The 19,063-nt window shown below is 35.0% G+C and carries 17 protein-coding genes and 1 pseudogene; 10 read left to right on the forward strand and 8 right to left on the reverse strand.

Going from position 1 to position 19,063, the window contains the following annotated elements; translation table 11 throughout:
* Positions 1-48 precede the first annotated feature (48 nt).
* A complete protein-coding gene (locus ACFX4R_RS24180; RefSeq protein ID WP_377570606.1) occupies positions 49-2,394 on the forward strand; it encodes a universal stress protein in 2,346 nt (781 codons plus the stop codon).
* A 90-nt stretch (positions 2,395-2,484) separates the two neighbouring features.
* The gene (locus ACFX4R_RS24185; RefSeq protein WP_377570608.1) at positions 2,485-2,901 is read left to right on the forward strand and encodes a CBS domain-containing protein; all 417 of its coding nucleotides are present in this window, start codon (positions 2,485-2,487) and stop codon (positions 2,899-2,901) included.
* 4 nt (positions 2,902-2,905) lie between these two features.
* Here the strand turns inward: ACFX4R_RS24185 and ACFX4R_RS24190 are convergent.
* From ACFX4R_RS24190 to ACFX4R_RS24200, 3 genes and pseudogenes are all read right to left on the reverse strand, one after another.
* Positions 2,906-3,016 (reverse strand): annotated as a pseudogene (locus ACFX4R_RS24190) (spore gernimation protein KB); the annotation flags it as partial.
* Positions 3,017-3,037: 21 nt separating this feature from the next.
* Complete coding sequence (locus ACFX4R_RS24195) at positions 3,038-4,264, reverse strand: Ger(x)C family spore germination protein (protein ID WP_377570612.1); 1,227 nt, start codon at positions 4,262-4,264, stop codon at positions 3,038-3,040.
* On the reverse strand, positions 4,254-4,595 hold the full coding sequence (locus ACFX4R_RS24200; RefSeq protein ID WP_377570615.1) for a hypothetical protein: 342 nt from the start codon (positions 4,593-4,595) through the stop codon (positions 4,254-4,256). The genes ACFX4R_RS24195 and ACFX4R_RS24200 overlap by 11 nt, the downstream gene beginning before the upstream one ends.
* A 736-nt stretch (positions 4,596-5,331) precedes the next feature.
* Between ACFX4R_RS24200 and ACFX4R_RS24205 the strand changes: the two genes are divergently transcribed.
* The 4 genes from ACFX4R_RS24205 (at position 5,332) to ACFX4R_RS24220 (ending at position 8,262) form a co-directional block, all read left to right on the forward strand.
* Positions 5,332-5,877, forward strand: coding sequence for a DUF4241 domain-containing protein (locus ACFX4R_RS24205; RefSeq protein ID WP_377570617.1), 546 nt, complete (start codon positions 5,332-5,334; stop codon positions 5,875-5,877).
* A complete protein-coding gene (locus ACFX4R_RS24210; RefSeq protein ID WP_377570620.1) occupies positions 5,864-6,139 on the forward strand; it encodes a cupin domain-containing protein in 276 nt (91 codons plus the stop codon). Before ACFX4R_RS24205 ends, ACFX4R_RS24210 begins: the two co-directional genes overlap by 14 nt.
* Before the next feature lie 187 nt (positions 6,140-6,326).
* Positions 6,327-6,656 (forward strand): chaperone CsaA, encoded by a 330-nt coding sequence (gene csaA, locus ACFX4R_RS24215; protein ID WP_377570623.1) that lies wholly within the window; start codon positions 6,327-6,329, stop codon positions 6,654-6,656.
* A gap of 1,333 nt (positions 6,657-7,989) precedes the next feature.
* Complete coding sequence (locus ACFX4R_RS24220; RefSeq protein ID WP_053488139.1) at positions 7,990-8,262, forward strand: HU family DNA-binding protein; 273 nt, start codon at positions 7,990-7,992, stop codon at positions 8,260-8,262.
* Positions 8,263-8,358: 96 nt separating this feature from the next.
* On the opposite strand, the gene ACFX4R_RS24225 is transcribed toward ACFX4R_RS24220, so the two are convergent.
* The 3 genes from ACFX4R_RS24225 to ACFX4R_RS24235 are packed head-to-tail and all read right to left on the reverse strand — an operon-like array spanning position 8,359 to position 12,262.
* A complete protein-coding gene (locus tag ACFX4R_RS24225; RefSeq protein ID WP_377570625.1) occupies positions 8,359-9,570 on the reverse strand; it encodes a Ger(x)C family spore germination protein in 1,212 nt (403 codons plus the stop codon).
* Positions 9,554-10,681 (reverse strand): spore germination protein, encoded by a 1,128-nt coding sequence (locus ACFX4R_RS24230; protein ID WP_377570628.1) that lies wholly within the window; start codon positions 10,679-10,681, stop codon positions 9,554-9,556. The genes ACFX4R_RS24225 and ACFX4R_RS24230 overlap by 17 nt, the downstream gene beginning before the upstream one ends.
* Positions 10,682-10,684: 3 nt before the next feature.
* On the reverse strand, positions 10,685-12,262 hold the full coding sequence (locus ACFX4R_RS24235) for a spore germination protein (RefSeq protein ID WP_377570630.1): 1,578 nt from the start codon (positions 12,260-12,262) through the stop codon (positions 10,685-10,687).
* Positions 12,263-12,634: 372 nt separating this feature from the next.
* Between ACFX4R_RS24235 and ACFX4R_RS24240 the strand changes: the two genes are divergently transcribed.
* Both ACFX4R_RS24240 and ACFX4R_RS24245 read left to right on the forward strand, forming a co-directional pair.
* Positions 12,635-13,399 carry a DUF4046 domain-containing protein gene (locus ACFX4R_RS24240; RefSeq protein ID WP_377570632.1) on the forward strand — a complete coding sequence of 255 codons (765 nt, stop codon included), beginning with the start codon at positions 12,635-12,637 and terminating at the stop codon, positions 13,397-13,399.
* Positions 13,400-14,344: 945 nt separating this feature from the next.
* Positions 14,345-15,778 (forward strand): alanine/glycine:cation symporter family protein, encoded by a 1,434-nt coding sequence (locus ACFX4R_RS24245; RefSeq protein WP_377570634.1) that lies wholly within the window; start codon positions 14,345-14,347, stop codon positions 15,776-15,778.
* Positions 15,779-16,171: 393 nt separating this feature from the next.
* Here the strand turns inward: ACFX4R_RS24245 and ACFX4R_RS24250 are convergent, their stop codons facing one another.
* Both ACFX4R_RS24250 and ACFX4R_RS24255 read right to left on the reverse strand, forming a co-directional pair.
* A complete protein-coding gene (locus tag ACFX4R_RS24250) occupies positions 16,172-16,606 on the reverse strand; it encodes an ArsI/CadI family heavy metal resistance metalloenzyme (RefSeq protein WP_377570636.1) in 435 nt (144 codons plus the stop codon).
* Positions 16,607-16,656: 50 nt separating this feature from the next.
* Positions 16,657-16,986, reverse strand: coding sequence for an ArsR/SmtB family transcription factor (locus ACFX4R_RS24255; protein WP_253948184.1), 330 nt, complete (start codon positions 16,984-16,986; stop codon positions 16,657-16,659).
* 408 nt (positions 16,987-17,394) lie between these two features.
* Here ACFX4R_RS24255 and ACFX4R_RS24260 point away from each other — a divergent pair, with 408 nt between their 5' ends.
* Together ACFX4R_RS24260 and ACFX4R_RS24265 are read left to right on the forward strand one after the other, a co-directional pair.
* Entirely contained in the window at positions 17,395-17,742 is a 348-nt protein-coding gene (locus ACFX4R_RS24260) for an ArsR/SmtB family transcription factor (protein WP_377570641.1), read from the forward strand.
* Between the two features lie 18 nt (positions 17,743-17,760).
* A complete protein-coding gene (locus ACFX4R_RS24265; protein ID WP_377570643.1) occupies positions 17,761-19,059 on the forward strand; it encodes an arsenic transporter in 1,299 nt (432 codons plus the stop codon).
* Positions 19,060-19,063: the final 4 nt, after the last annotated feature.

Here is a 19,063-nt window from a genome sequence, read left to right on the forward strand (position 1 = left end):
AATCTACCTCTCCTTTTTTATTAGGTTATAGGCCATGGGGGGATGAGGATGAGTGAAGAGGGGTTTCGTAGAAAGACACCAGAGGAAATTTTGTTATCCATTCAAAAAATAAAAAAAGGTCATCTCAAAATAATTTTAGGTACGGTTAGTGGTTCAGGCAAAACTTATCACATGTTGCAAGAAGGAAATGTGCTAAAGAAACGAGGAATAGATGTTGTTATTGGTACAGTAAGTGCTCTAAATCACCCTAAAACTATTGAACAAATCGGTTCTTTAGAAATCGTTCCTCCTATACAATGGGATGAAAAAGAGGACTTACATCAAGACCTTGATTTAGATGCAATCATTGCACGTAATCCTGAAGTTGTGTTAGTAGACGCTTTGTCTCACCGTAACAGACCAGGTGCTTTACATCCTACTCGTTTAGAAGATGTTAAGTACTTACTAAGTAAAAAGATTAGTGTGGTTACTACCTTGAACATATATGAGTTAACAGGAGTTAGTAATGTAGCAGGAAAATTAACAGGCAAAATGATTAAAGTAAATTCATGTGTGCCAGAAAACACATTGGCTATGGCAGATGAAGTAAAGCTATTGGATGTAAGCCCTGAAGTAATACTAAACAGGTTAGAAGATGGAAGTATTGAACAAAGATACGAAAAGAGTGAAGGAAGAGATCATTTATTTCGGCGAGATAATTTAGCAGTACTTCGCGAACTAGCACTTCGATTTTTAGCAGGAGAAGTGAATGATGAGTTAGATGAATATAGAGAGCAGCATGGAATGATTGGTCCTTCAGGAGCAACTGAAAAGATTTTAGTTACAGCTCAATACCACTGGAATGGCTCCATTCTCATTAGGCGTGGACATCAAATCGCCAAGAGATTAGGTGGAGATTTGATGGTTGTGTGCTTTCAACCATCAACTAAAAATCTATCTAAGAATGAGGGAACTTTCAAGCGTTCCATTAGTAAGCTAGTGAAGAAATTGGGTGGGAAGTTTGAGGAATTATCCCTAGAAGGAGATTCAGTTGCAAATCGGATTGTTCAATATGCAACTGAACATAATGTAAGCCGGATTGTAATGGGGCAATCGAAGCGAACTCGTTGGGAAGAAATTGTATATGGATCGATTATTAATAAAATCCTACGAAAAACGAGAAATATAGATGTATTTATTGTTGCAGACCGTGCAGAAAAAAATGGAGGACGTGTCATACCGACGAAACAGAGAAATAAAGAAATACCAGATCCCTATCGTCGGCTCACAAATCAAGAGCTAGCCAACGAAATTCATAAAATTCAACGTGGTACTTTAAAGGTATATATTGGAGCAGCACCTGGAGTAGGAAAAACCTATACAATGTTACGCGAAGCTAATGAACTAAAGAAAAAGGGCATTGATATCATCATCGGTTTATTAGAAACTCATGGACGAAAAGAGACGATTGATCAGATTGATTCATTGGAGATTATACCCCGAAAAAAGATCGCTTATAAAGGCACCACATTAGAAGATATGGATACAGAAGCCATTATTTTGTATAATCCGGAGGTCGTGTTAGTAGATGAGCTGGCTCATACAAATGTACCGGGCAGCAAGTATCACAAACGCTATGAAGATGTAAATGATATTTTAGAAGCTGGAATCTCTGTGATTTCTACAATGAATATTCAACATTTAGAAAGTCTAAATGATAGTGTAGAACAAATTACAGGGGTGAGAGTACGGGAAACTGTTCCTGATTATATTTTACGAAGAGCAGATGAGATTGAATTGATTGATATGTCGGCAAAGGCATTGCGCGATCGGATGAAGGAAGGACGAATATATGCACCGATAAAAGTAGAGCAAGCACTGAATAACTTCTTTAAAACCGGCAATCTCATTGCCCTTCGTGAGTTAGCGCTAAGGGAGATTGCAGATGATGTAGATGAACGACTAGAGGCATGGGAGAGAAAACGAACACTAAGAGGACCTTGGCGACAGGAAGAAGTGATTTTTGTTTGTGTGAATTTAAGACATGACAGTGAAAGGCTAATTCGTCGCGGATTTCGTATTGCGTATCGTTTAAAAGCAACTTGGTATGTGTCCTATGTGAAAGATCATTATCATTTAACAGAGGGAGAGAAAGAAACATTGAATAAGATTCAACAACTGACGGACCGACTGGGTGGAGTGTTTGAAATGTATGAGGCAAAGGACCGGAGACATGTTTTTAAAAAGTTGGTGAGTCAGATGAATGAAAAGAAGGCCACACAAGTAATCATTGGGCAATCAGCACGTACCCGTTGGGAAGAAATCGTGAAAGGTTCAGTCATACAACGGTTATTAAGAGAAGTAAGGCATATGGATGTATTGGTGGTAGCTGATCAACAATCAGCAAAACAATAGTTCCGGTGTATGTACCATTATGAAAGAAATCTCGAATATCAACATTTATATTGTTACTGATACCCGCAAATAAAAAGGAGTTTAAAAACAATGAACATTGCTTTTTTTCTAATACCTAAAAGAGAAGTGATTTGTATTGATTATCATTCGACTCTTAGACAAGCTTTAGAAAAGATGGAGTATCATAGATATACAGCTGTACCTCTAATAGACAAAGATGGCAAATATGTAGGGACATTAACAGAAGGAGATTTACTTTGGAAAATGAAAAATACATCTGACCTCTCTTTCGAAAATTCCCATAAAAGAAGTTTAACTGAAATTCATTTAAATCGTCTTAATGAGCCTATTCACATTGATGCGGAAATAGAAGATATTATTGGGAGAGCTATGGAGCAAAATTTTGTTCCCGTTGTAGATGATAAAGACATTTTTATAGGAATTATTAGAAGAAGAGAAATTATAGAGTATTGTGCAAAGAATTTACTAAATAAATCTACAGTATAGCCTACCAAGCGTCTTGTTTGGCTCTCATTGCAAGAGGTACCAGTAAAGCACTACCCAGTTCAAACAAGAGCATTACAATAAAGAGCTGAGTAGCACTGATTTTCGCTTTCTCCATTGAATTGGTACCTCCTTTTCTTCACTTTTGATTCTCTTTTATACCTGAAAGGTACGACTTGTTTCGTAATCCAGCACGACGCACATAGGCTTCCACTGTAACATCTACATTCAATTTTGAAAAATACACATCACTCCATCTAGGCTTTAATTTTTTCCATTCGTTTGGTCTAGAACGGTGGATGACTTCGCCAAATCCAAAAATATCTGCTTTCTCTTTCTGCGCATGTTTAATAGCTTTCTCTAGCTCTTTTTTTATTTCTTTCCTCAAGGATAGTTCGATCTTTCTGATGACCTTTGGATTGGTAATATCTACAGGTACCTCCATTTCACCAATGTCCCCTTCGACGCGAGTATGAATTGAAATCCGAGGTTGACCATTCTTCATTTGACCAGACACACTTGTTTTTTGACGCACAGTTTGGTAAGCAATGGCTTCTTTTTTACCAGCCCAGTCAATATTAATATCTGTCCCTTGTATTTCATCCAGAATCCAAACCGTTCCTCTTGCTGTGCCTCCGTAAAGCCAATCTATTAATTTTCCTTTTCTTAAAACGGCAAGTCCGGAAGCACGAAGTGTTGATTCGGGCGCACTTTCTTGAAGGTTCTCTAGCTTTTGTGCTTTCTCGTGATTGCCCACGAGGCGAAATCCTGCTACCACGGTTTCCTCTCCAGGCGATTGTAATCCTTTCATCACTTGTTGAAGCGTTAACTTTACGGTCTCTCCCCATTTTCTTTGAGTGAATTCTAAAGTTTTCAGCACTTTATTTGCTGGAATCTTGTCAACGGGCGTTAAGGTTTTAACGAGATCCGCAGCAGTTGAATGATTTGCGATTACCGTGGTTGCCGTATTCCGAAACTCAGGGTCACGGTCAAGAGAATCAATTAACGGGTTAATCCCATCTTCTCTTGCCATCCTCTCACCAATAACGATTAAGTTTGCATGGGCATAATACAGCCTCCGGGAAATCCTACTTGAAGCCCGTCTACTTGCGTCAACTAAATTGTTGCCAGAAGCTGAATAGATCGTAATAGGTGGACTTTGCGAACCACCTCCACCTTGTATGCCTCCTGCTACGTTCCCAGGATTAATAATTTGGAACGTTAGATGATATTTTCCACCTTTGGTTTTGTCGACACCCATTGCTGATACAATGGCCAGGTCAGTTAACTCCTTTTTACTCCAACAACTGGAGAGCAAGACCGTAATCATCATCATCAATAAAAGAAAAGCCCCTTTACGCTTCATTGTTGACACCTGCTTCAAGGTCTCGGTTCACCATATGAGGAGGTGCAGGAGGGGGAGAGCGTTGATTGCTCCATTCCTGAACAGTATTTGCATTAATTAATCGAGGGCTTTGTCTGAGTGCATAGACAATAGATACTTTAATACCGGCATTTATTCTCCTTTTTACTTGACGAACGACGAAGCCTGAACTGGTTCCTCGTTTCAGTTTAATGATGTTAAGATTCGCTAATAATGAACTATGTATATGCTCTACTGAGTGGTCAGTAGGTTGATTTTCAGTATCATGATAACGGTTCTTTTTTTTATTTGGATCTTTAAAGAACGAAGGCATAGCTCCAAGCTCCCTTTTTATTTTTGGTTATTTTAACCAAATAACAGATTTTTATGTGAAAATTAACAAAAACTTTCTGAACCATACTAGAAGAAAGAGAAGTAGAGGATGGTTAAGATAACGTAGTATAAAATAGATAAAAAAGCCCATCGACCTAAGTGGATGGGCTTTATCTTTCCTACCTATATGAATTGTTAAACTAACTAACGCGTTTTTTAATTTTTGGTTCAGGTTTTATTAGTAGGGAGGATAAAAATTCATAAATAATTGCGAATACCAAGGGTTGTTTACGCTCCTTCAGTCTATATTTAATTTGACTTACATGTAATCATAAAAATAAAAAGTAAAAACTGAATTGTATTACATGAATCAGGTAAGAAATTTGCATCGTAACATCATACAAATAAATTATAGTAAAAAAAGATAATTTCTCATAGCCCTATTTCAAAAAAATTATTAAATAATATTTCCCTTTTTTCTCTACTCAAAATGCTTTTGAACTTAAATATAATTAGTTATAGATTAGAAATGGATCGTTCAAAATTACGTATACTTTTCCCTATTTGTAAAAGTATAGATTCACAAATAAAAAGCTCCTTATCTATAGAAGAAATAGAGCATTTTACCATGTTGTTTCCGATAATATGCTTTATGTTAACTAAAGGTTGTATAGAGTGTACATCTTCATTTATTGAATTAGATGAATTAAACTAATAAATAAATGGGAGGGTAAAATATGAATGAAAAAATCTTAGGTTCTTTCGAATTGAAAGGAAATCAACTTATTGTTTCAGATCCGTGTTATCCAGTAGAAGATGCGTTTGACGAAAGTGACATATTATCTTGGGTATTGGAGCCAGCTAAAAGTGGAGAATGGGAATCGACTGTCTTCTTCACTGAAGATTTTACTATAACTAAATTAATGGTCTGTCACCGTGAGGTTGAACTGGGTTCAGAATGGATAGAAACAGGTAAAAATATTGGCGTTGATTCTGCTATGGCGGGTATATTTGATGCATCCGTTTTCGGAAGAGATGAAGCTATTTCATATGAAGTGAAGAATATTTATGAAATAGAAATGGACGAAGAAGGCATGAAATATTATGTCGCGTGCTCAGACATCATCGCTTCTTCTGATGACGAAGCTGGCATCGTAGCCGGTGGCACAGTTTCAATGTCTGGCATAGGTGATGGATACTATCCCGTTTTTGTTCAATACAATGATCAAAATGAAATTGTAGCTGTGTTATTGGAATTTTACATAGAAGATGAAGAAGAATGAAGCAGCTAATATTGGCTGTATGTATATAGAGCCACAAGGGATTTCAGGACATCACCAAGCCCCCATTGCACAACTGTTTGTTGTTGTTCAAGGTGAAGGTTGGGTAACTGGAGAGGATCAAAAACAAATTAATATTAAAGCTGGAGAAGCAGCTTTTTGGGAAAAAGGGGAATGGCACACTTCAGGAAGCAATAGTGGCATGACAGCAATTTTGATTCAATCAGAATCTCTAAAGCCTCAATCGTTTATGAAAATAAAGTAACTGTTATTTCCGATAAATGGTTTTATGTTAAGTATGTTTAACTTTCTTACATCTTATAGTTGGACAATATATTCTTAAGGCAGGACAAAAATACCTATTTTCCTGATGTTAGAATCAATAAGGTCAAAGGGATAAATTAAAGTTTTATACAATGTATCTCCAAATAATAAAAGTGTAGGTGATAATGATGGCCACAATCGATGATTTTTTCAAATTAGATATTCGTATTGGTACTGTGGTAAAAGCCGAACCATTTCCAGAAGCAAGGAAGCCTGCAATAAAATTAGAGATAGACTTTGGGGAGCTTGGAGTAAAATGTTCTTCAGCTCAGATTACAAAACGCTATAAACCAGAACAACTGATTGGATCCCAAGTAGTTGCCGTGATGAATTTTCCTCCTATGCGTATTGCAGGTTTTAAATCCGAGGTACTAGTCATAGGTGGAGTTCCAGAAGAGGGCGATGTAGTCCTATTAAGGCCTAGTGAGTTTGTTAAAAATGGTACACCGATTGCTTAGTAAAGTCATCAAAGAAAAATGAACTAATTTATAATTAAAATAAATAGAAAGGCACTAGTCTTGAACTAGTGCCTTTCTATTTATGCTGTTAACTTACATTACGTTAAGTAAATAATAGAGCATCTTGTTAAATTGATTAGTTTTAACTTCAATCGAAGTTGCGGAAAATAGTCAATTTTACTGCTGTTAATATATCAATCTATTTTCTACTCACCTTTTAAGAAATTGTTTTATTTATAATAATCAAATAAAAAATATTTAATATTAATATATCTTAAATAATATAATATCTACCAAAAATACAATATAAAATTATTTTATAACAAGGAGTAAATGAATAAACTAACTTACAAAAATTAAAGTTGTATTATTTACTCTAACTGACGACAAATTGTGGGTTTTTCTACAAGGTGTGTAACAGTTAACATTATTTTTAATAAAGTACGTTAATTGTTACATTTGTTAATAACATAACAATAGATATTATCTATATTTGAAAATGAAACTTATTAATAATTTATTTAATAAGTTATTTTAAAATTATCTAATGTCTATTATTTTTATTTTGATGTGCGTTTTGATAGAGATGCGTACCTTAAGGTATACAAGTGGAAGTTATCCTTAACCCTCTTATTCAACAACTCCTTGAAAATTTAATTTTCTGAATTTTTAAGCCGAGTTAACTAAAAAGATTAAATTATCCATATCTATCTTATATACTAAAAATGAACCAATACACAATAAGAAGGAGGAAGAAATCCTATGATAAGCATAAAAAAAGTTGCCTGTACTCATTATGGAATAAGAATGGACGTTTTTAAACCAGAAGAGATAATTAGCTCGAATCATATGCAGTCCAGAGGATACCTCATTTGCCCTTATTGTGGCGATATCGAAATCTCTCCTGAATGCAAAGAAAGAAAATCAAGGTTCGTGGTTGCAGCTAATAGGAGTCATATGCGTGATTGTCTTTATAGAGAATAATGATACGTCTACCTATTAATATAGAAGAAACTCATCATAAAATAAGCATGGATCTTAAATAGTAAGATCCATGCTTATTTAACAAAGGTAGAGTCAGTTATTAATCTTTCCAGTTTTATAACTTGATATACATTTAGTTTTTTACAATATGATGAGAGATTTAGCAGCGTATGACTCATTATCTGTCTTGAACGAAGTTCATTTCGCCACCACGCAAATCTCAGCATCTAGTTTATTAGACAACCTTTTAAATCCTCAAATGAGTGCTTATGTTTGAACATTTTATAAAGACTATGATATGTTTTACACATACATATTATATATACAGTAAGAAATGAGGTATTCACATATGAAAAAAGCTGAATTAATCGATGCAGTTGCCACAAAATCAGAACTAACAAAACAAGATACCAAAAAAGCTGTAGATGCGTTGTTTGAAACGATTTCTAATACACTTGCTAATGAAGAAAAAATTCAATTGATTGGATTTGGCACATTTGAAGTACGTGAACGTGCAGCTCGTACAGGACGTAATCCTCAAACAGGTGAAGAAATGATGATTCCAGCTTCAAAAGTTCCTGCGTTTAAACCCGGAAAAGAATTAAAAGAAGCTCTTAAATAAGTATATGGTGAATATTTTTTAGAAATCTCAAAGGTTATTCCTTTGAGATTTCTTTCATTTTTGACATTAAAACAAGCAAAGTTAAACTTGAAGGGATCACTTGTTATATCCTGATGTTCCATAATCTTTAATCGTTAATTTCACATCATAGTTAATCGGTACCTCACTAAACGTTTGATCCCAATTATCTTTGACCCTCATCCATACTCTAGGATGCGTAATTCTCAATCGATTTCCGAATCCTGCAACATCAACTTTATATTCTTCTTGCATTTTTTCTACTACGTTTCTCACCAAGTGCTTTACTTCTTTTTCTGACGTTTTTTGTGCCTGCTGTAAAAATTGATTTTTTAAAGGATTTCCTGAGACCACCCCATTCTCAGATAGTCTTCCCTCTGATTCAATGTGTACATCAAAAGAGATGTTATTTCCTTTAACATGGGGTTTAATATGACTTTTCATAGACTCTATTTCATATACGATCAGCTGACCGGTCTTTTTATCGAAACTTTTCACTAGGCCACCTTTCCCTTTCCCTGTGATCCAGGTCACACCTTCTAGTTCTTCTTCATTCAAAAAACCGATCATTTTGCCTGTCTTCCCTTTAATCACGGCAGCGCCCGCAAATTTGATTTCGCCATTTGCTGATAATACATTTTGCAACAGAAAACTAGACCTTGATTGGATCTTGCTCTCTAATTTAATAAGAGACATAGGAGGTAAGATTCTCGTTGTTCGATAGGTATTGTCTATCATTCCATATAGATGAAAAGCTGGGATCTCTCCTGCTGTTTTTGATTCTAGTGTGTCGCTGGCTCTTCCTTTACTAATAAGCACAAGACAACTTGGTCTAAAATCATTATCACGAAGATTTTGATCCACTAATTGTTCCAAACTATACGATCGTGCAAGGGCCTCACCGATAACCATCACTTTCATATGGTAACTGGTTAAAGGAGTATCACTTCTCAAAGATAATTCCCGAACCATTTGAAAAGTAGAATCGCCTGTTTCAGATATATTCATATAAGATTTCTGTTGGGGCCCTCCTTGTTTAGTTGTTGAACTTGCCACTTGGGGAGTGATAAGTTGATAAGTTGACGTAATCAGATTTTTTTTGACATACGACTCTCCTTGTTCATCCAATTCTTTTTCAATTATGGATTCCTTAGCTTTATCATATGCCACACCTACCCCTAAACTTTGCTCTTCAATTTCATGACTACTCCAACAGCCCGTAAGAGGAAAGAGCAAAAGAACAGAAAGCAAAACCGATAAGAACTGCACGTGATTAGAGGCTTGTCTCATACTTTCTCCCCTTTACTTTTGAAATGATGAGAAGAAGCAGTGGCAAAAAGCCAAATAAAATCAGGGCAGCGTTGCCAACCATATCTCCTAATTTAAATACATCATTGATATTTCTAGGGATCATGGAAATAAGATAAATAACCGGAAGCACGCCATACATAAATGGATGGATATTTTTTTTAAAAAGCTGAGACAGTCCTAATGAAGCAGCGTAATGGTTAACATTAAAAGAAGTAAACATTTGCATAATCCATACCACCAGCAACAAGGAATCAAATCGTTCAAAAATCAAACCAGTCAGCTCAAAACTCCGTATCAAATCAAGTGTTGGCCATGTTCTCGTAACGACTCCATCGACCGATAATGCTCCGATAACCATTACGACAGTAATCACATAAATGAACAAAGGAATTGTAATTCCAACTAGCACAGCTTTCCCTGCTTTTTGTGGTTCTTTCATAAAAGCCACTATTAAAAGCATGATTTCAGGACCTGTGAACGCAAGAGCCGTTGTCTTTATCCCTTTTAACACTGGTGTGATCCCCGACCCTAGTACTGGGCGCAAATTATCTATTTCGAATATTTTAATACTCATAAAAGCTACGAGCAAAAAAAGAATAACGGTAATAGGTAATATAATCTCAAATATACGGGCAATTGGATTGATTCCCCCTCTAATTAGGTAGAGACTTGCCCACATAAAGGGCATAATAATAGCCCATTTGGGGGTTCCTTCCAACAATAGATACCCGGTTACTTCTGCCAATGAACGAGCATGAAAACCACCAAGCACCATAAAATACCCTACCATGAGAAAACCAAGTAACTTGCTTATCCATTTCCCTACAATTTCTTGACTGTATTGATAAAAGGTTTTTTCAGGAAATCGTTGACTTAATTTCACTATGATTAGGCCTGCTATCATAGTGACTATTCCTCCTAAAATAACAGTTAGCCAAACATCTGGTGTTTTCACTTGTTCCGCAGCTGCCCGGGGCAGGGTGAGAATCCCGGTTCCAAGTATAAAATTGGTAACAATAATAGTTGTTTGAGGCGTCGTAATACGATCGTTTGAATTGAACATTTCTAACGGTTCACTTCCTTCCATCATAAGCTACCCTTTTCGTAGAGGATCTTTGGTGTGCATCATCTTTGGACGTCGTTTCATCATCATCAGAGGCATACGGACCATCAAGTCCTTCCATTCACTTAAACGATAAGGAACAGCTGGACTCATATAAGGGACGCCAAAACTTTTTAGTTTCACCAAATGGCTCATCATGAAAAGGAAAAATAAGATGACACCATATAACCCAAGAATGGCAGCACAAAGCATGACTGGGAAGCGAAGAATACGCAATGTGATCCCTACACTATATTGGGGAATAGAAAACGATGAAATCGCCGTTATCGCTACTACAATTACCAAAATGGGACTCACAATCCCTGCCTGCACAGCAGCTTCTCCAATGATTAATCCACCGACAATTCCCATTGCTGGACCAATTGGCTTAGGTAACCGAAGTCCTGCTTCTCTCAAAATTTCGATGGATAGTTCCATAAATAAAGCTTCGATAAGGGCTGGATATGGAACACCAGACCTCGATCCTATAATAGAAATAGCTAACTTAGTCGGAATTAATCCTGGATGAAACGAGATAAAAGCAATATACAAAGCCGGCGTAAAAAGAGAAAGAACCACTGCGATATAACGAAGGAAACGAATGAATGTACCGGGAATCCACCTTTCATAATAATCTTCTGGGGACTGTAACATCATGCTAAATGTAACCGGAGCAATCAAAGCAAAAGGTGTCCCGTCTAATAAGATGGCTACCCGACCTTCCATTAAGGCAGCAATTACACGGTCAGGACGCTCGGTATTCTGCACCTGTGGAAATGGGCTAAGGTAATTATCTTCAATGAGTTGTTCGACATACCCTGACTCTGGCACATTATCAAGATCAATTTTCTTAATTCGCTTTTCTACCTCTTTTACTAATTCTGGATCAACAATCCCGGTTATGTAAGCAACAACTAGGTCTTTTTTGGAGCGTTTTCCTACTTGGAATTTTACTAGTGACAAATTCTCAATCTCCCCGTTCCCTCTTAAAAGAGATGTGTTATCACCTAAAGATTCAGTGAATCCTACTCGTGGACCTCTCACTAATGCTTCTGATACTGGTTCTTCAATCGTCCTTGTTTTTAATTTGGTTGTACCAAGAATGAATGCATGTGATAATCCATCAATTAAAAGCGCCGTAGAACCGGTTAAGACTTTTGGTACTAACTCTTTAATTGAGCGAACCTCTTCCACACCACTGATCGATAACACTTGTTTTTTTATAAATTCATTTGACAGGCTTTCTTCTACATACGACTGTTCCTGTTGATATTCTACTGAAAAATCAGCCATTAATGATGTCATAATATGTTTATCAATAAGATCTTTATCGGATAGTCCTTCTACAAAAATAATACATGCCTGAATACCGGTACGTCCTATAATAAAATCCCGAAAATGAACGTCCCAGTTATGACCAATTTCTTTTCTAATGAATTCTAGATTTAAAGTGAAATCATCCGTAAACTGATTAGTTGAATCCCGAGAAGCAGATTCCTGTTTGTTTTCATTTTCTTTAGTATAGTTTCCTACTTTTTTAATTTGCGATTTCCATTTTTTCATTCTCATCACTCTTCCTCTGAGTTACGAATCCCACTAAATAATTTGTAGATTATATACGGGATGACAAACACGATAAACGCTGGTATAAAAACTGGCCATGCTGGAAGATAGGAAACAATTGATTTTCACATACTAATCACCCTATTTATGTCTATATCAAAGCAATTCTAAAAATAAGTGTCCGTAATCGTTATTTACTTAAAATTCTTTTATTTACCAGGTAGTATTATTCTCCTCTATATTTCTTATACAAAGGAAATTTATTCCAAAATAAATATTTTTCAAAGTGCCATGAACCTTTTTATATCGTATAGTTATTCTGTTTTTAACCATAATAATGAGAAGATTATTTTTAGATAGGGGTTTAATCATATACTAATGAATCGAGAACAAGTGATTGAGATGTATAGTGAAGCTTTAGAAGGAAAAAGAAGACGGTTTCCTGATGGTTTTTTTATAGGGGAAGAAGGAAAGAAATATCTAGCATATATGACACGGCATTTATTAGAAGAGCGATTATCTATTAAAGTTAATGACATTCCCTTGAAAGTAAAAGCAAGTACTCTATGGTCTCACCGTTTAAGACCTCCAGCAAATCTACATAGTTGGAATTATTATGATGTAATTAACAATGCCTACCCAGATAGATTCAAACCTTTGGACTTTCATCAAGTACCAAGTAAATATTGGAATGGGAAAGCAGGAAGAAAGAGAGCAATTCAAGCAGTTCAATATGCCATAGAGGTTGAAGCAGGTATCCCCCTTGATGAAATACCTTCTATTATTAATCATCATTTCTTTAAGAAATATCGTTTAGGGGGAATCTTTGATATTTTTGCTCAGTCTCCATTCAAAGTTATCGATGCTGTTTATCCTGGCGTCTTTAAGCCCTGGCAATTTAATAATGTAGTGATGAATTGTTGGAAAGAACCTGTATACATAGAAGAGGTAATGGAATGGTTTCTCTTTCAACAACTTGGTTTTTCCTCCTACACTGAGGCGTTTATAAAGATAAAAGTAAAGCATTTCTTTGAATATCAATTAACTGGTTTATATCAAAGGGCATTTAACTCCCGATTGGAAAAAGTAAAAAAATGGATCTCTATAAAGATCGAAAAAGAAGAAAGAACTAGACAAAAATAAGAAGTAATCTGCGATGAATCTAACTAAAAATGTTACTTTAAGAAGTCAAACACACTATAAGAGACTTCTGATGTAAAAAGGGTCAAGTAATCAAATACGCAGTTTTTCTACAAGATAAATAGTTATTGAAGTATTTTTTCTGAAGTAAGTTAATTATTACTCTTCAAATAGATGTATAAAATACTTTTTTATAAACTATTGGAATGTTATTTATTTTCTACTTAGAGTGTGAATACTAATTATTTTATAAAAAGACTCTGTTAAATTTCATAGTTGATTTTTAATCAAATGGCATTGCAAACAATAGTGTTTCTCTTTTATTAAAGAAAAAAGCCAGTGTAAAAACCGGCTTTTTGACTTGCTTGTTGAATTAACGCAACTCCGGAGGTAATATAGGGTCTACTTTCTTATCAGATTATTTATATACTCTAATTTTATATTTAACTATTAATTCGGAAAAGTTATAATTTTATGTCACTTCCTGTCGGATTACATAGTTCATAATATAAATTAAAGATAAGATCTTGATAGTGAAAATGAAAGCGCTTAATAACAGTTTGTATTTTTGTTAATCACACTTCATTGGAGAGATTTCTAAACTAAATACAGAAAAAAAGTTGATCTTATTTTATCAGTAATGACTTAGGAGCATTCTCACCTTTTCAAGTTACACTGACGTATCAACTTCTATTGAAGCTATGCAGACTGGCAATATCTAATATAACCCCTTCGTTATAAGGAACCGGAATGGGAGGATATCGGTTTGATAAAGATTTAAAAAACACTTCTAACAAAGCTAACTTACGAGATATTGAGAATAAAAGGATTCTTTAAATTGTTGATCTTCCTTTTTATAACCACCAAATTTTTTCTAGTTTGCAAAAAAATATAAATTAACTTATAACCTTTATAGTCGAAAAATTTTTACAACAAGGAGACAAAACCATGACAGAAATCGTTACACTTATTAATGATTATTTATGGGCTAAATTAATTGTTATAATCTTAGTTGCAATTGGACTATTTTTATCTATTAATTTTGGTTTTTTACAAATAAGGTTCTTTCCTGAAATGATTCGTTTATTGTGGGATGGACGAAAAAACAAAGATAAAGATAAAAAAAGTGTTTCTTCATTACAAGCATTTATGATTGGAATGGCTGCTCGTATTGGTACAGGTAATATTGCCGGTGTTGCTACAGCAGTAGCACTAGGAGGACCTGGTGCAGTATTTTGGATGTGGATTATAGCATTAATTGGATCTGCTTCAGCTTTTGTAGAAAGTACATTAGCCCAGGTTTATAAGGTTAAAGATGGCGATGCTTGGCGAGGTGGACCTGCTTACTATATGGAGAAAGGTTTAGGAAATAGAAAACTTGGTATTGCATTTAGCATATTAATTACTCTATCCTTTGGCCTTATTTTTAATGCTGTGCAAGCTAATACCATTGCTGCTTCAGTTGAGAATGAATTTGGAATAAACAATACCTTAACCGGTGTTATACTTACCATTATTACTGCTCTAATTATATTCGGTGGTGTTCATTCAGTAGCGAAATTTTCTACCGTTTTGGTTCCTATTAAAGCCGGTGCTTATATCTTATTATCCGTGTGGATGATGATTGCAAATTATGAAGTATTACCAAATGTTTTTAGTGCAATCTTTTCAGAAGGTTTGTTTTCATTTAAACAACTATTTAGTGGTGTAATGGGTGCTGCTGTACTTCATGGTATCCGTCGTGGATTATTTTCTAACGAAGCCGGTATGGGTTCTGCTCCGAATGCAGCTGCAGCTGCAGACGTTACTCATCCCGCAAAACAAGGATTTATTCAAGCTTTAGGCGTTATTTTAGATACATTTATAATCTGTTCATCTACTGTAATGATTGTTTTAGTTTCAGGCGAATATCAAACATCAGATTTAACAGGTATTCCATTAACACAAGAATCTCTACGGACGGGAATTGGTGGCTTTGCAGCAACATTCGTATCTATTTCAGTATTTTTATTTGCGCTGAGTACGATAATGGGTAACTATTACTATGGTGAATCAAATATTAGTTTTATGAAGCATAGTAAGAAAGCAGTCTTATTATACCGTGTTGCTGTTATCCTGATGGTGTTATTTGGAGCATTATATAGTGCAGAATTGGTATGGTCTCTTGCAGATATCTTTATGGGATTAATGGTTCTAATTAACCTATATGCAATTACTCGATTATCCAAAGTAGCTAAGGCTGTACTGAAAGATTATGTAGCTCAAAAAAAGCAAGGACGAGACCCTGTGTTTCAGGCAGATAGTATTTCACATTTACCTGGTCGCGAAAAGTTAGAAGCATGGACTGAAGAACAAAAATCTAATAAACAAATTGTAAGTTAAATCAATAGGGATGCTATCAATAGTATATTCTTAACACAATTAATATAAATCAAAAAAAGCTACTTCACATAGTAGCTTTTTTTGATTTAACTTCTTAAAGAGTTTGACATTAATTTTTTATGATTGGGTAATCCATGATTAGTAGATGTTACAAGCAACTGTTGTATGCCTTTTACAACAACATAATTACTTCTTATAAAAGGTTTTATGGTAACTAAGGTTGTATATCATATACAGCTTAAAAACAGAAAAACTTCCCCAATGCGTTAAGGAAGTTTTCTGTGTAAAATTCGAATAAGAAAGTCCGTAGATGCCTCACGGCGTCTTGAGTAGTTTGCTCAAAAATAGAATTTATAATCCTCTCAAATAAGAGTTGTATTCTTTAATTAAGGATTAACAACATGAATTACTTGAAGGTGATTTTTCACTTGGCCCAACGTTTTCCTCAATCTTATGAACTTCACTATCTGATTTTGTATAGAAGAATTCCCATTCGTTTCCGTCAGGATCTGTTACCCAGAATTTATCTTGCACAGCATAGCAACAAGTCGTATCCATTTCTTCACGAGCAAAGAAGCCCTCTTTTTCTAATCGTGTTTTATGAGAAGATATTTCTTCCTGAGTATCTACTTGGAAGCCAAAATGATTAACTTGGTTTCCTTTTACCTCGTCACGTACATTTAATGTGAAGTTTAATCCTGGTTCATCTAATAAGAATTTTGCATAATCCTCTTTAACCTTTACAGGGCTAGCACCAAATACTTTTTGATAAAATTCAATGGATGCCTCTAGATTGGTTACATTAATTCCTACATGAACATATTTCATTTAAACTTCCTCCTTGGTCTTATAGACACTATTATTTTGAATTCATTAAATTAAGAGCATGAACAGCTTTTACTCGTATCTTTTCTAAATAAACAACAAAGCTCTTCAGAAAGAATATGATTCACTTCTTTATCATTTAGATCGTAATAGCTCCATGTTCCTTTTGTTTCTTTAACAATGAGATTTGCATCTAATAAAATTTTCAAGTGGTATGAGAGCTTAGATTGAGACATTCCAAAGAACTCAGTTAAATCACATACGCATGTCTGCCCTCGCTGACAAAGCTCATACATAATTTCTAATCTTTTTTGATCGGCAAGAGCTTTAAATTTTTTTTCATATTGCTTAAATGTTTGCTTTACCTCGTTGACTTTTTCCACCGTCATTCTCCTTAATCAATTTTTTTTGATTTAAAATTCAAGGCTTTTGTATGCTTTTTCAAAGTTGATGTACGTGGTCTTCCCTCTTAACATAGGATAGTGATGGAAAAAGCGCTGAAAAATAAGGTTTCTTGCTTTCTTATGATTCATACCTTGAGTATTCATAACTAAATGAAAATACGATTGAAAGTACTTAACAGATAAGTTTCCAGAGTTGTTGACTCTCACTGTTATAACCCTCATTTCTTATTAATCAATTTTTTTTGATGTATTCATCATATCGGGAAAACTTATATAAATCAAGAGATTAATCAATTTTTTTTGATTAATACTTTAAGTGTATATTTTTGTTGAACATATAACAAAATACTTATATAATTATTTCTGAAAACAAGGAGGTGAGTCAGGATGAATGTAAAAGCGCAGGTGGAAGTGGAGAAGGCAGCACAGATACTGAAATTACTCGGAGATAAGACAAGATTGTCTATGATGAAGTTATTACAGAACAACGAGTGCTGTGTTTGTGAACTAGTTGAAATCTATAAGGCCAGTCAACCATCTATTAGCCAACACTTACGTAAATTAAAGGATATTGAACTTATAAGGGAAAAACGAAAAGGAAAATGGATTTTCTATTCATTAAATAAAGAAAACAAATATTATCAGTTTGTCCTTGATATACTTGAATCTTTACCAAGCGAAGATGAACGTTTAAAGGAACTCGAAAAACAAGGATTACGTATTAGTTGTTGCTAATAGTAGGAGGTTTATAAAGTGGTATCAGTTATATTAGCTTCCCTCATCTTCTTAGTGACATTGATTTTTGTCATTTGGCAACCAAAGAACTTGTCTATTGGTTGGTCAGCATGTGGAGGCGCAGTTTTAGCTCTTTTAGCAGGTGTTGTTGATTTCCATGATGTTCTTGATGTAACAGGGATCGTATGGAATGCAACATTGACGTTTATTGCAGTTATTATTATTTCCTTAATTTTAGATGAAATTGGATTTTTTGAGTGGGCAGCTTTACATATGGCACGAGCTGCAGGAGGAAATGGCATTCGAATGTTTGTTTATGTTTCTCTTCTAGGTGCAGTTGTAGCAGCATTGTTTGCTAACGATGGAGCAGCCTTGATTTTAACACCTATCGTACTTGCCATGGTACGAGCATTGAAATTTGAAGACAAAATGGTCTTTCCATTTATTATCGCAAGTGGATTTATTGCTGATACAACGTCTCTTCCACTGGTGGTAAGTAACTTAGTGAATATTGTATCAGCTGATTTCTTTGGTATTCGTTTTTCAGAGTTTGCATCACGCATGATTGTGCCGGATTTATTCTCCCTTCTGGCCAGTATTACCGTCTTATATTTGTATTTTCGTAAAAGCATCCCTAAAAAATACAATTTAGATGATTTACAGAAACCAATTGAGGCTATTAAAGATGAGAAAGTGTTTCGTTTATCAGGAATTGTCTTAATTATTTTAGTTCTTGGCTACTTTATTGGTGAATTTTTTGATATTCCGGTTTCTATTATCGCAGGCATCATCGCTATTTTCTTCTTAGGAATAGCAAGACAAAGCTCGGTAGTTCAAACGAAAAAAGTATTGCAAGGAGCTCCTTGGGCGATTGTTTTCTTTTCTATTGGTATGTATGTCGTTGTCTATGGATTGCGTAATGTTGGGCTAACCGAAGTATTAGCAGGCCTAATTCAAGTAACTGCTGACCATGGATTGTTTGCAGCAACTATTGGCATGGGATTCATTGCAGCCATTCTTTCATCGATTATGAACAACATGCCAACGGTGATGATTGATGCGCTAGCCATTGATGCAACTCATGCAACAGGAACAATAAAAGAAGCTTTGATTTATGCAAATGTCATTGGTTCAGATTTAGGTCCAAAAATTACACCAATTGGTTCCCTTGCTACTCTCTTATGGCTTCATGTTCTTTCGACAAAAGGGGTCAAAATTTCCTGGGGAACTTACTTTAAAACAGGAATTATCTTAACCATTCCAACACTGTTTATTACGCTTGTTGGTTTATATATTTGGTTATTAATTATTTCATAACACT

The sequence above is a fragment of the Priestia sp. YIM B13490 genome (genome assembly GCF_042787735.1).
Classification (GTDB): domain Bacteria; phylum Bacillota; class Bacilli; order Bacillales; family Bacillaceae_H; genus Priestia; species Priestia megaterium.

What these genes read in the sequence shown, in the direction of transcription:
- ACFX4R_RS24180 (WP_377570606.1), top strand. Translation starts at nt 49, where the DNA reads ATGAGTGAAGAGGGGTTTCGTAGAAAGACACCAGAGGAAATTTTGTTA.
- ACFX4R_RS24185 (WP_377570608.1), top strand. Translation starts at nt 2,485, where the DNA reads ATGAACATTGCTTTTTTTCTAATACCTAAAAGAGAAGTGATTTGTATT.
- ACFX4R_RS24195 (WP_377570612.1), bottom strand. Translation starts at nt 4,264, where the DNA reads ATGAAGCGTAAAGGGGCTTTTCTTTTATTGATGATGATGATTACGGTC.
- ACFX4R_RS24200 (WP_377570615.1), bottom strand. Translation starts at nt 4,595, where the DNA reads ATGCCTTCGTTCTTTAAAGATCCAAATAAAAAAAAGAACCGTTATCAT.
- ACFX4R_RS24205 (WP_377570617.1), top strand. Translation starts at nt 5,332, where the DNA reads ATGAATGAAAAAATCTTAGGTTCTTTCGAATTGAAAGGAAATCAACTT.
- ACFX4R_RS24210 (WP_377570620.1), top strand. Translation starts at nt 5,864, where the DNA reads ATGAAGAAGAATGAAGCAGCTAATATTGGCTGTATGTATATAGAGCCA.
- csaA (WP_377570623.1), top strand. Translation starts at nt 6,327, where the DNA reads ATGGCCACAATCGATGATTTTTTCAAATTAGATATTCGTATTGGTACT.
- ACFX4R_RS24220 (WP_053488139.1), top strand. Translation starts at nt 7,990, where the DNA reads ATGAAAAAAGCTGAATTAATCGATGCAGTTGCCACAAAATCAGAACTA.
- ACFX4R_RS24225 (WP_377570625.1), bottom strand. Translation starts at nt 9,570, where the DNA reads ATGAGACAAGCCTCTAATCACGTGCAGTTCTTATCGGTTTTGCTTTCT.
- ACFX4R_RS24230 (WP_377570628.1), bottom strand. Translation starts at nt 10,681, where the DNA reads ATGATGGAAGGAAGTGAACCGTTAGAAATGTTCAATTCAAACGATCGT.
- ACFX4R_RS24235 (WP_377570630.1), bottom strand. Translation starts at nt 12,262, where the DNA reads ATGAGAATGAAAAAATGGAAATCGCAAATTAAAAAAGTAGGAAACTAT.
- ACFX4R_RS24240 (WP_377570632.1), top strand. Translation starts at nt 12,635, where the DNA reads ATGAATCGAGAACAAGTGATTGAGATGTATAGTGAAGCTTTAGAAGGA.
- ACFX4R_RS24245 (WP_377570634.1), top strand. Translation starts at nt 14,345, where the DNA reads ATGACAGAAATCGTTACACTTATTAATGATTATTTATGGGCTAAATTA.
- ACFX4R_RS24250 (WP_377570636.1), bottom strand. Translation starts at nt 16,606, where the DNA reads ATGAAATATGTTCATGTAGGAATTAATGTAACCAATCTAGAGGCATCC.
- ACFX4R_RS24260 (WP_377570641.1), top strand. Translation starts at nt 17,395, where the DNA reads ATGAATGTAAAAGCGCAGGTGGAAGTGGAGAAGGCAGCACAGATACTG.